The sequence below is a fragment of the Microbacterium thalli genome, assembly GCF_028737325.1.
GTDB classification, from domain to species: Bacteria; Actinomycetota; Actinomycetes; order Actinomycetales; family Microbacteriaceae; genus Microbacterium; species Microbacterium thalli.
Genome location: NZ_JAQZCH010000001.1, coordinates 1,605,704 through 1,616,927 on the forward strand (window position 1 = coordinate 1,605,704; position 11,224 = coordinate 1,616,927).

The window sequence follows — 11,224 nt, forward strand, 5'->3', positions numbered from 1 at the left end:
CGGCGGTTCCCGGCGCACGCGCCACTTTCTCGTTGACGCCGCGCCGGGCCTACGCATAGTGTTGCCAGGCTGCGCCACGAGGCACAGCATCACCGGAGGAACGACATGACCATGCGCAACGAGCGCCTGATCGCCGCGGACCTGGACCAGTTCCAGCTCCGCAATGAGCCGTACCCTCCGGTGCGAGACGTCTGACACCGCCACGGTCAAAACGCCCCGCACCGCACAGGTCCGGGGCGTTCGTGTGTTCCTCTCCATGCGCCCGTCCCGGGACCGCCATCACAAGGAAAGGAACCATGGAGAAGCTGTCGAACAGGCTGCTGTCGTGGGCGAGCATCATCGACGAGAAGACTCTCGTTCAGGCTCGCACCGCGTCGGCGATGCCGTTCATCCACCCGCACCTGGCGCTCATGCCGGACGCGCACCTGGGCAAGGGGGCGACCGTCGGATCGGTCATCCCGACGCTCGGGGCGATCATGCCGGCGGCCGTCGGCGTCGACATCGGATGCGGCATGATCGCCGTCCGCACGCAGTTCACCAAGGCGCAGCTGCTCGGCCGCGACATGGCCGCGCTGCGCGAGCAGATCGAGCGGGCGATTCCGCTCTCGGCGGGTCGCGACAACCGCAAAATCGTCGCGACGGCGGAGCCGCGCATCGCCGAGCTGGAGGAGCTCGCCGAGAAGAACGAGTTCGACCCCGCCCGCTATGCCGGGCATTGGCGGAACCAGCTCGGGTCGCTCGGGTCGGGCAACCACTTCATCGAGGTCTCGGTCGACGAGACCGACGCGGTCTGGATGTTCCTGCATTCGGGTTCACGGGGAGTGGGCAACAGAATCGCGACGCACCACATCGGCGTCGCGCAGCGCCTCGCGAAGCAGTGGTGGATCGACCTGCCTGACCCCGACCTCGCGTACCTCGTCGAGGGCACGGAGGAGTTCCGGCGCTACATCCGTGAGCTCCGGTGGGCGCAGCACTTCGCGCTCCTCAACCGCGAGGAGATGATGGACCGCGTCGCTCGTCAGCTGTCCGAGACGATGAGCACGGATGTTGAGGAGCTCGAGCGCATCAACTGCCACCACAACTTCACCGAGAGCGAGAAGCACTTCGGCAAGCAGGTGTGGGTGTCGCGCAAGGGCGCGATCCAGGCGGATGCCGGCCGTCCTGGCCTCATCCCGGGGTCCATGGGGACGGCGTCGTACGTCGTCTCGGGGCTCGGCAACCCGCTCTCGCTCAACTCCTCGCCGCATGGCGCGGGCCGCGAGTACTCGCGGTCGGCCGCACGCCGCACCTTCACGCACGACCAGCTGCGTGAGGCGATGGTGGGCATCGAGTTCCGCGACACGGATGCCTTCATCGACGAGATCCCGCAGGCTTACAAGCCGATCGACCGGGTGATGCAGGATGCCGGCGACCTCGTCGAGGTGCGCCACACCCTGCGCCAGCTCGTCAACGTGAAGGGCGACTGACCCGCATCCCTATCGGAGGAAGGCTGCACATCGGAGGGCGGTCTCGCTGGAGTCCGCCCTCCGTTGCGCCGATCTCCTCCGCGCCGGCGTCAGGCGTCGCCCTGGCCGATGTCGGCGGCCTCGGCTACCGCGCTCTCGTGCGGTCGTCCGAGGTGCGCGAGGGTGCGGCCGGCGGCGGCGAGGATCGCGATCGCCACGATCAGCGCCGCGACGCCGAGCCAGTACGGTGCGCTGGGCGAGAGCGCGGCGGCGAGCGGACCCGCGACTGCCGGGGCGATCGCGCCGCCGATGAAGCGCACGCCCGAGTACGTGCCGCTCGCGACGTTCCGGGGCAGGTCGGTCGCCTCCATCACGGCCTCGGTCAGCGCCGTGTTGAGCACGCCGAGGAACAGGCCCGCGACGATGACCGTCACGATCAGCACCGCGGCGCTGTCGATGCCCATCGCGAGCACGGCCTCGGCCACGGCGAGCAGCCCGAGCATCGCGAACAGCACGGGCCGCAAGCCCAGCCGGCGCGTGAGCACGGGCGCCACGAGAACCGAGGTCAGGGCGACCGCGAGGCCCCAGCCGAAGAAGACGAGCCCGAGCTCGTGGGCACCGAACGTCATCCCGGCCTGCGCTGCGGCGGACTCGATGGGGTACGGGCTGTAGGCCAGCAGCACGAAGAACGCCACGTTGTAGAAGAACGCCGTCAGCGACAGCGTCAGCAGGGCAGGGTTCCGCAGCGCCCGGAACGACGCGAAGAACGACACCTTCGCAGGGGTGGCCGCACCGGCCGCGGGGGCGGGGGAGCGGAACACCACGAGGATGGCCAGCAGTGCGATCGCCATGAGGGCCGCCGTACCGAAGAACGGTCCCCGCCACGAGACCTCGCCCAGCGCGCCGCCGAGCAGCGGGCCGACGGCGAGGCCGATGCCGAGGGATGCCTCGTAGAGCACGATCGCCTGACGGCTTCCGCTGCTCGCCGCCCCGACGATCGCCGCCAGTGCTGTCGCGATGAACAGGGCGTTGCCGACGCCCCAGCCGGCTCGGAAGCCGATGATCTCGACGACGCCGCCCGAGAGTCCCGCCGCGGCGGCGAACACGACGATCAGGGCGAGGCCGAGCAGAAGCGTGTTCTTCACGCCGAGGCGCGACGACACCCAGCTCGCGAAGAGCATCACGACACCGGTGATGAAGAGGTAGCTGGTGAACAGCAGCATCGTCTCGGACGGCGTCGCGTCCAGCTCGCGGCTGATCGCCGGCAGGATCGGGTCGACGAGGCCGATGCCCATGAACGACACCGTGCAGGCGAAGGCGATCGCCCAGACCGCGACGGGCTGTCGCCAGATCGACGCCTTCGCGCTCTCGGCCGCCGGCTTTGTCCGACCCTCTGTTCGTGTTGCGCTCGTCACGCGTACCTTCCTTTCATCGTCATCGCAGTTCCGGTTCGTCGAGCAATGCCCGCAGCAGGTCCGCTGCGCGGGCGAGGGTCGCCCGGTCGGCTTCGGTCAGCCGTGCCCAGGCGGGCCCGGTCAGCTCGAGCGCCTGCGCGCGGAAACGCTGGAACTGCGCCCGCCCGTCGTCGGTGATCGACACCCGCGTGGCCCGTCCGTCTGTCGGATCGGGATGCCGCTCCACCCAGCCCTGCTGCTCCATGCGGCGCACGAGGGTGGTCATCGTGGGCTGGCTCACGCGCTGCCACTCGGCGAGATCGCTTACCCGCGTGGGCCCGAGCTCGTGCAGCGCGGCGAGCGCTCGCCAGGTTCCGGCCGCGGTCGGCGCCTCGACTCGCCGCGCCACGGCCCGGTTGTACCGGCTCGAGGCCGACATCAGACGGATGGCGGCGGTGTCCGACTCGCTGGCGCCGGGCTCCGGCTCAAAATGCATAGCAAAACTATACAACCGGCGGTGCCGGACATGACACTGCCCCCGGCATCCTTCTCGCGAGAAAGGACGCCGGGGGCAGTCGTCAGGCGTTCAGCGGCCGCCGTTGATGAGTCCGAGCCATTGACCGAACGGCTTTTCGCCGCGGATGTCGGTGTGTTGCTCGTTCTGCTCGTCGTGCGTAATCATGTCGATCCTCCCCGCCTCTTGCTTTGCACCATCATGCGCGGGGGCGCCGCTGCGCGCCCGGGTCTTGACGGCCGGTGAACGAGGCGTTACAGGTGGCCGACGGGTCGGCGATGACGACACAATCTTCTCCGGTCCGATCACCCACGCAGAAGGCACACCGCCTCCTACAATCGAGGGCGTGTCGGAAACCACTCTCCCTCAGCGCGAACCGCGGTTCAGCCCGGTGATCGCGCTCATCGCCGTGTCGGCGTCGTGGGAAGGGCGGCTCTCGGCCGCGCTGCGAGATCTCGGCCTCTCCACCCGCAAGTTCGGATTGCTCGGCCACATCGGTTCGGAACCGGGCATCTCGTTCTCCGAGCTCGCGCGGCGCTCGCACATCACCGTGCAGTCCGCGCACACCGCGGTCCGCACGCTGGTCGACGAGGGGCTCGTCGCCGATGCGACCGCGCACGCCGGCTCGGCATCCGATCTGCGCATCACCCCGAAGGGGATCGCCGTCATGGAGCAGGCGCACCAGCGACTGCTCGAGCTCGACTCCACACTGAGCGACAACATGCCCCGGCTGGCGGCCTCGATGGACGGCATCCGCGCAGGCATCGTCTAGACCCGCCGGGTAGGGTTCGGGGGTGTTCCGAACCCCGCTGACCGCCTTCCGCTTCCTCGCGTTCGCGGAGGCGGTGTCGTGGACGTTGCTGATCGCCGGACTGATCGTCCGGGCGCTCTTCGACCAGCCGGTGGCGGTCACGATCGGCGGCGGCATCCACGGTTTCGTCTTCCTCTGCTACGGCGCGACGGCGGTGCTCGTCGCATGGAACAACCGCTGGTCGCTTCTGCCGACGGTCTGCGCCGTGGGGGCCGCGGTCGTGCCGTACGCCACGATCCCGACGGAGATCGTCCTGAACCGGCGGGGTCTGCTCGCCGGCGAGTGGCGCACCGAGGCGACCGACGATCCGCGGGACGCGCGCGGGCTCGATCGCTTCCTGCGCTGGTTCGTCCGGCGTCCCGCGGTGCTCGCGGTGATCCTGGCCGTCGGGATCATCGCCGCGTACGTCGTGCTGCTGCTCATCGGGCCGCCCGGGCGGGCGTAGCGTGGACGGATGCCGCGCACCGTCGCTCGTCTCGCCCTCGCCGCTCTGCTGATCGTCGCCGGAACGGCGCATCTCACCGTTCTGCGACGTGGCTATCGCATCGCCGTCCCCGACTGGGCGACACGCGTCCTGCGGACCGACAAGGACATGATCGTCGTCGCCAGCGGTGCCGTCGAGCTCATGCTCGGCGCCGGACTCATCGCGTTGCCGAGAGAGCGGCGGCGTGTCGGAGCCGCAGTCGCGGCGTTGTTCGTCGCCGTCTTCCCGGGGAACGTGCACCAATGGCGCTCCGGTGCTTCCGCTCCCGGTCTGGACACCGACGCGCGTCGCTTCGGCCGCCTCTTCCTGCAGCCCGTCCTCGTCGCGTGGGCGCTGTGGGCGACTTCGGGCCCGCGCGGAGCCTCGCAGCACACCGGCTGACCCACCGCAACAGTCCGACACGGAATTTCCCGGATGTCGGCTGCGTTTGGTTGCCTGTCATGGTGAGTACATCCGCGTCCGCGTCCGCAGCATCCGACTATTCGGCCTGGGCCGAGTCCCGTCGAGCAACGGTGACCGCTCCGCAAGGGTCGCTCGCGCTCGTGCTGACGCATTGGTCCGCACCCGGTGAGCCCGCCGTCGACGATGCCGCCGCTCGTGCCGGGCACCCGGTCGACGCGCTGCTTACGCGTTTGCAGCGCACGGACATCGAGACCGGTCTGCCCCAGGAGGGTTACCGGATCTGGCGGCAGGACTCGCCGGCGAACGAGGCCTTCGAAGACATCGAGCGCTACGACTACGACCCCGCATGGGTGCTCGAGGGGCGGTTCGAGCTCGTCGACGAGGACCGCGTCGTGCCGTTCGAGCACATCAAGGACGGGGGCGCGACACGCGGCCTCCCGGTCTCGGGCGATCTGGTCTTCGAGATCGACGGCACGGAGTACCGCCTCGCGGCCTTCGACACCAACTACGGCGGCCCGAAGCTGCATCTCGTGTTCGGCGACCGGACGAACGGGGTCGAGAGTTACGGCGCCGGGCGCTTCCTCTTCCTCGACCATCCGGGCGCCACCGGTGACCTCGCCGCGGGCGACAGCACGCCCGTGACGGTTGACTTCAACCGCGCCGTCGTCCCGCCCTGCGGCTTCTCGAACCAGATGAACTGCCCGCTGCCGCCGCTGCAGAACCGCCTGCCCTTCCCCGTTCGCGCGGGGGAGAAGAAGGTGCGGTTCGCGGGCGACTTCGCCCTCTGATCCTCCCCCCGGCACGGCGGAGCGCCCGCACCTCGCTCCGCTTGACTCCCTCCTACACAGCAAAGGAATACCCGTGACTTCACGCGGCTTCTCCCGCCTCCTCGTCGCGTCCGCCGCGGCGAGCGCCGGCCTCCTCGTCCTGGCGGGCTGCTCCGGCTCGGCCGACCCCGCCGGAACCGGCGGCGCGAGCGACCCGAACGCCGAGATCGTGGTGGGCTCGCAGAACGAGCCCACCAACCTCGACCAGATCTTCGGCGGTTCCTCGGGCGTGACCGAGGTCTTCACCGGCAACGTCTACGAGGGTCTGTTCCGTATCACCGACGACGCGCAGGTCGAGCCGCTGCTCGCGGCCGACACCACGGTGTCGGCCGACGGGCTGGTCTACACCTTCACGCTCGAGGACGCGACCTTCCACTCGGGCGAGGAGCTGACCGCCGACGACGTGAAGTACAGCCTCGAGCGTTTCGTCGGCGACGAGTCCATCGCTGCCCGCAAGCGTCAGCTCAGCGTCATCGACACCGTCACCGCTGTCGACGACAAGACCGTCGAGGTGACGCTGTCGCAGCCGTCGATCAGCTTCACATACAACCTCGGCTACGTCTGGATCGTGAACGCGGATGCCGGTGACCTGACGGCCACGGCCGACGGCACCGGCCCGTACGCGCTCGGCGACTACCGCAAGGGCGACTCGATCACGCTCGATGTCAACGCCGACTACTGGGGCGAGGCACCGGCCAACGGCGGTGTCGTCTACCAGTACTACGCCGACCCGACGGCGCTGAACAACGCGCTGACCACGGGCGCGGTCGACCTTGTCACGAGCCAGTCGAACCCCGACAGCATCGCGGAGTTCGAGGCAGCCGGCTTCCAGATCATCGAGGGAACCTCGACGACGAAGGAGCTCCTCGCCTTCAACGACCGAGTCGCCCCGTTCGACGACGTGCGCGTGCGCAAGGCGATCTACTCCGCCATCGATCGCGAGAAGCTGCTCGATGCGATCTGGGACGGCCGCGGGGAGCTCATCGGTTCGATGGTGCCGCCGTCCGAGCCCTGGTACATCGACCTCGCCGACAACAACCCGTACGACCCGGCCCTGTCCGAGCAGCTGCTCACCGAGGCCGGCCAGGCGGAGGGCTTCACCTTCACCGTCGACACGCCGGACTCGGGCGTGCATTCGACCGTCGCGGAGTTCCTCCAGTCGGAGCTCGCCAAGGTCGGCATCACGATGAACATCAACATCATCACCGACGACGAGTGGTACCAGAAGGTCTACACGGAGAAGAACTTCGAGGCGACGCTCCAGGGGCACGTCAACGACCGCGACATCAACTTCTACGGTAACCCCGACTTCTACTGGGGCTACGACAACGCCGACGTGCAGACCTGGCTCACCGAGTCGGAGGCAGCGGCATCCGTCGAGGACCAGACCGAGCTCATCAAGAAGGCGAACCAGCAGATCTCGGACGACGCCGCCAGCGTGTGGCTGTACCTCAACCCGCAGCTGCGCATCGCCGCCGAGGGCATCACGGGCGTGCCCGAGAATGGACTGAACTCGCTGTTCTACGTCTCCGACATCGCGAAGGCCTGATCTCCATCACCCGGTATCTGATCCGACGAACAGGATTGCTGCTGCTCGCGTTCGCGCTGGCGGTGGTGATCCTGTTCGTCGTGCTGCGCGTTCTCGGCAACCCGGTCTTCGCGCTCATCTCGGTGGGAGCGACGGATGCCGAGATCGCGGCAGCGGCCGCGCGACTCGGGGTCGACCGGCCGATCCCGGAACAGTTCCTCGCTTACGTCGGTCAGCTCGCCAGCTTCGACCTCGGCCGCTCGTTCACCAACAATCTGCCCGTCGGTGACGAGATCCTGCGGCGCCTCAACGTGACGTTGCCCCTGACCCTCATCGCCTTCGCGCTCTCGGTCGTCATCGCGGTGCCGATCGGCTTCATCGCCGCGTGGAAGGCGCGCACCTGGTACGGGACCGCGTTCTCGGCGGTGTCGCAGCTGGGCGGCGCGATTCCGGTGTTCTGGGTCGGCATCCTCCTGGTCGCGGTCTTCGCGCTCAATTGGCGTCTGCTGCCGGCCGGTGGGTTCCCGCGACGGGACTGGGAGGATCCGGCGGCTGCACTGGTGTCGCTGACGCTGCCCGTCCTGACGATCGCGCTCGTGGCCGGCAGCGACCTCGCGCGCTACGTGCGCAGTGCCACGCTCGACGTGCTCGGACAGCAGTACCTCCGCGCCGCCCGGGCGACCGGCCAGAGCTTCGCGACCGCGGTCTGGCGGCACGGCGTGCGCAACGCCGTCGTCCCGCTCATCGCGATCCTCGCGATCCAGCTGTCGACCACCTTCGTGGGAGCGGTCATCATCGAGCGCGTCTTCGCCCTGCCCGGGCTCGGAGACATGCTGCTCGTCGGCATCCAGGAGCAGGACTTCCCCAGCGTGCAGGGCGTGCTGCTGTTCTCGACCGCGCTCGTGCTGCTGCTCGGCTTCGCCGCCGACATCACGCAGCGCATCATCGACCCGCGCCTGCGCGAATCGATCTCGGGCAACCGACGAGCGGCGGTGGCGTCATGACCGCGACAATCCTCCCCGACACGGGCACGATGGCCGCGCGCGCCGCACCTCGCACCCGCCGGCGCCGCTCGGTCAATCTCGCCGTGGGCGGCATCCTTTTCGGCGTAATCGCGGTCATCGGCATCGTCTCGGTGTTCTGGACCCCGTTCGCCTTCGACGACACCAGCGGCGGCCGCCTGCAGCCGCCCTCGGGCGAGCATTGGGCGGGCACCGACCGGCTGGGCCGCGACCTGTTCACACAGCTGATGATCGGAGCGCGGCTGGCCCTCGCGGTGGGCTTCGGCTCCGTGGCGATCGCCGCGCTGATCGGCATCGCGCTCGGGCTGCTCGCCGCGGTCGCCCGGCGCTGGATCGACGACGCGCTCACGAGCCTGCTCGACATCGCGATCGCGTTCCCGACCCTGCTGCTGGCGATGCTCGTCGTCGCGTGGCGCGGTGCGTCGCTCGAGTCGGCCATCCTCGCGATCGGTCTCGCCGGGGCGGCGGTGATCGCCCGCCTCACCCGCATCGCCGCGACGCGGGTGCTGGCGATGGACTACATCACTGCGGCCCGCACGTCCGGCACCGGACGGTGGGGCATTGTGTTCCGGCACGTCCTGCGCAACGTCTGGCCCACTCTCATCGTCCCGCTCGCCCTGCAGTTCGGTGGAGCGGTCGGCGCCGAGGCGTCGCTGTCGTACCTCGGCCTCGGCTCGCCGCCGCCGAACGCGTCGTGGGGCCGGATGCTCGAAGAGGCGCAGAGTACCGTGCTCGTCGCGCCGACGGCGGCGATCCTGCCCGGCATCCTCCTCGTCGCCTTCATCATCGGGGCCAACCTGCTCGCCGACGGCCTGCGCGACATCGCCGACCCCACCACGAGGAGCATCGGATGACGGCACTGCTGACCGCGACCGGACTCGGCGTGCGCCTGGGCGACGATCGCGCGCTCGTCCACGGCATCGACGTGTCGCTCGAGCGCGGCGAGCGGCTGGGGATCATCGGGGAGTCCGGCTCGGGCAAGTCGCTCACCGCCCTGTCGATCCTCGGGCTGCTGCCCTACCCCCTGCGTTCGTTCGGTTCGGCCACGATTCAGGTCGACGGCGAACCGGTCGAGGTCGTGGATGCCGCATCCCGGCGCCTCGACGGGATACGCGGGAGCGTCGTGTCGGCGGTGTTCCAGGAGCCGCTCGCCTCGCTCGACCCGCTCATGCGCGTCGGCAAGCAGCTCGCCTGGCCGCTCGCCCGCCACCGCGGACTGCGCGGCGACGCGCTACGGCGTGCGGTGTGGGACGCGCTCGCGGAAGTCCAGCTCGCGGAGCCCGAACGCATCGCGCGGTCCTTCATCCACGAGATCTCGGGCGGACAGCGTCAGCGCGTGGCGATCGCGCTCGCGCTCGCAGCCGGGCCGAGTCTGCTCATCGCCGACGAGCCGACCACGGCCCTCGACGTGACCGTGCAGGCCGGCATCCTCGACCTCCTGCAGCGCGAAGTGACCGAGCGCGGGATGTCGCTGATCTTCATCAGCCACGATCTGCCGGTCGTGTCGCGCGTCGCCGATCGGGTGCTGGTGATGCGCGACGGGCGGCAGGTCGAACTCGGCGAGACGACGCGCTTGCTTCGGGCCCCGCAGCACGACTACACCGCACAGCTGGTGGCGGCATCGCGGGCGCTCGACGACTTCCTGCCCGATCCGCCGACGGGCCGGGGCGCCGCCGTGACGCGGGAGGGCTCGCGATGACCGGCACCGAGACGCCGATGCTCGCCCTCGATCACGTGGACTTCTCGTATGGTGCGTCGCAGCGCGTGCTCCACGATGTCTCGCTGAGCCTCGGTGAGGGGCAGACGCTCGGTCTGGTGGGGGAGTCGGGTGCCGGCAAGACATCGGTGCTGCGCCTCCTGCTCGGACTCTCGCAGCCGACGGCCGGCCGCGTGTTGTTCCGGGGCGAGCCGTTGCGCCTGTCGAATCGTGCGCAGGTTCGCTCGCTACGCCGAGAGGTGCAGCCGGTCTACCAGGATCCGTTCTCGTCGCTCGACCCGCGGATGACCGTGGGCGCTTCGATCGCCGAGCCGCTGCGCGCACTGGGGGTCTCGCGCGCTCGCCATGCCGTGGACGAGCGGGTCGCCGAGCTGCTGACGGCCGTCGACCTCGCCCCGGACGCCGCGGCCCGGTACCCCGACGCGTTCTCGGGCGGGCAGCGACAGCGCATCGCGATCGCCCGGGCGCTCGCGCCGCGTCCGAAGCTGCTCCTGGCCGACGAGCCGGTCAGCGCACTGGACACATCCGTGCGAATGCACGTCATCGAGCTGTTCCAGCGTCTGGCAGCGCAGCAGGGGATCGGCATGCTGCTCGTCTCGCACGATCTGACCATCGTGTCGGCACTGTGCGAACGGATGATCGTCCTGCAGCACGGGCGTGTGGTCGAAGAGGGTTCGACCGCGCGACTGCTGGGGTCGCCGACCGAGGACTACACAGCGCGGCTGGTGGCCGCCGTCCCGCGTCTTCCCCCGGTCTGAGCGTCGCGACACGCCCGGGATGTCGCGCCGCTTTGCCAGGATGCCCGGAGCCGCGTAACTTATTACTTGTTCGCCCCACAGGGAAGAGCGAGAGGGCCGGAAGGTCCCGCCTCCCTCAAGCGGAGAACAACCCGAAACAGACGCTCTCGAGCGTCGCAGGTCCAAGACCTGCCACAGGGTCCCGATCACATCCCCAGAGCACACCCGGTTCGCCGAGGTAGGTTCTGGAACACGATGTCGGTCGGGTATGGTTGTGAAGTTGCCCTCTGGGCTGGCTGTGAGGCTGGTTGGGGGAGCGTCCGATCCTTGAGAACTCAACAGC

12 protein-coding genes are annotated in these 11,224 nt (G+C 69.4%); 10 read left to right on the forward strand and 2 right to left on the reverse strand.

What is annotated here, in order from left to right; all coding sequences use genetic code 11:
• Positions 1-296 precede the first annotated feature (296 nt).
• Entirely contained in the window at positions 297-1,466 is a 1,170-nt protein-coding gene (locus tag PUW82_RS07845; RefSeq protein WP_274221707.1) for an RtcB family protein, read from the forward strand.
• A gap of 89 nt (positions 1,467-1,555) precedes the next feature.
• On the opposite strand, the gene PUW82_RS07850 is transcribed toward PUW82_RS07845, so the two are convergent.
• Positions 1,556-2,860 (reverse strand): MFS transporter, encoded by a 1,305-nt coding sequence (locus PUW82_RS07850; RefSeq protein WP_274221708.1) that lies wholly within the window; start codon positions 2,858-2,860, stop codon positions 1,556-1,558.
• 19 nt (positions 2,861-2,879) lie between these two features.
• On the reverse strand, positions 2,880-3,335 hold the full coding sequence (locus PUW82_RS07855) for a MarR family winged helix-turn-helix transcriptional regulator (RefSeq protein WP_274221709.1): 456 nt from the start codon (positions 3,333-3,335) through the stop codon (positions 2,880-2,882).
• Between the two features lie 364 nt (positions 3,336-3,699).
• On the opposite strand from PUW82_RS07855, the gene PUW82_RS07860 reads away from it, so the two are divergent.
• The 9 genes from PUW82_RS07860 (at position 3,700) to PUW82_RS07900 (ending at position 10,902) form a co-directional block, all read left to right on the forward strand.
• Entirely contained in the window at positions 3,700-4,125 is a 426-nt protein-coding gene (locus tag PUW82_RS07860; RefSeq protein WP_274221710.1) for a MarR family winged helix-turn-helix transcriptional regulator, read from the forward strand.
• A gap of 22 nt (positions 4,126-4,147) precedes the next feature.
• Entirely contained in the window at positions 4,148-4,609 is a 462-nt protein-coding gene (locus PUW82_RS07865; RefSeq protein WP_274221711.1) for a DUF3817 domain-containing protein, read from the forward strand.
• A gap of 9 nt (positions 4,610-4,618) precedes the next feature.
• Positions 4,619-5,029, forward strand: a complete 411-nt coding sequence (locus PUW82_RS07870; RefSeq protein ID WP_274221712.1) for a DoxX family protein — start codon at positions 4,619-4,621, stop codon at positions 5,027-5,029.
• A gap of 59 nt (positions 5,030-5,088) precedes the next feature.
• Positions 5,089-5,838 carry a DUF1684 domain-containing protein gene (locus tag PUW82_RS07875; RefSeq protein WP_420792728.1) on the forward strand — a complete coding sequence of 250 codons (750 nt, stop codon included), beginning with the start codon at positions 5,089-5,091 and terminating at the stop codon, positions 5,836-5,838.
• A 73-nt stretch (positions 5,839-5,911) separates the two neighbouring features.
• Entirely contained in the window at positions 5,912-7,426 is a 1,515-nt protein-coding gene (locus PUW82_RS07880) for an ABC transporter substrate-binding protein (RefSeq protein ID WP_274221714.1), read from the forward strand.
• A 20-nt stretch (positions 7,427-7,446) separates the two neighbouring features.
• On the forward strand, positions 7,447-8,409 hold the full coding sequence (locus PUW82_RS07885; protein ID WP_337994546.1) for an ABC transporter permease: 963 nt from the start codon (positions 7,447-7,449) through the stop codon (positions 8,407-8,409).
• The gene (locus PUW82_RS07890; RefSeq protein WP_274221715.1) at positions 8,406-9,281 is read left to right on the forward strand and encodes an ABC transporter permease; all 876 of its coding nucleotides are present in this window, start codon (positions 8,406-8,408) and stop codon (positions 9,279-9,281) included. Before PUW82_RS07885 ends, PUW82_RS07890 begins: the two co-directional genes overlap by 4 nt.
• The gene (locus tag PUW82_RS07895; RefSeq protein WP_274221716.1) at positions 9,278-10,126 is read left to right on the forward strand and encodes an ATP-binding cassette domain-containing protein; all 849 of its coding nucleotides are present in this window, start codon (positions 9,278-9,280) and stop codon (positions 10,124-10,126) included. The genes PUW82_RS07890 and PUW82_RS07895 overlap by 4 nt, the downstream gene beginning before the upstream one ends.
• Positions 10,123-10,902, forward strand: coding sequence for an ABC transporter ATP-binding protein (locus tag PUW82_RS07900; protein WP_274221717.1), 780 nt, complete (start codon positions 10,123-10,125; stop codon positions 10,900-10,902). The genes PUW82_RS07895 and PUW82_RS07900 overlap by 4 nt, the downstream gene beginning before the upstream one ends.
• Positions 10,903-11,224: the final 322 nt, after the last annotated feature.

What these genes read in the sequence shown, in the direction of transcription:
- PUW82_RS07845 (WP_274221707.1), top strand. Translation starts at nt 297, where the DNA reads ATGGAGAAGCTGTCGAACAGGCTGCTGTCGTGGGCGAGCATCATCGAC.
- PUW82_RS07855 (WP_274221709.1), bottom strand. Translation starts at nt 3,335, where the DNA reads ATGCATTTTGAGCCGGAGCCCGGCGCCAGCGAGTCGGACACCGCCGCC.
- PUW82_RS07870 (WP_274221712.1), top strand. Translation starts at nt 4,619, where the DNA reads ATGCCGCGCACCGTCGCTCGTCTCGCCCTCGCCGCTCTGCTGATCGTC.
- PUW82_RS07875 (WP_420792728.1), top strand. Translation starts at nt 5,089, where the DNA reads ATGGTGAGTACATCCGCGTCCGCGTCCGCAGCATCCGACTATTCGGCC.
- PUW82_RS07890 (WP_274221715.1), top strand. Translation starts at nt 8,406, where the DNA reads ATGACCGCGACAATCCTCCCCGACACGGGCACGATGGCCGCGCGCGCC.
- PUW82_RS07895 (WP_274221716.1), top strand. Translation starts at nt 9,278, where the DNA reads ATGACGGCACTGCTGACCGCGACCGGACTCGGCGTGCGCCTGGGCGAC.
- PUW82_RS07900 (WP_274221717.1), top strand. Translation starts at nt 10,123, where the DNA reads ATGACCGGCACCGAGACGCCGATGCTCGCCCTCGATCACGTGGACTTC.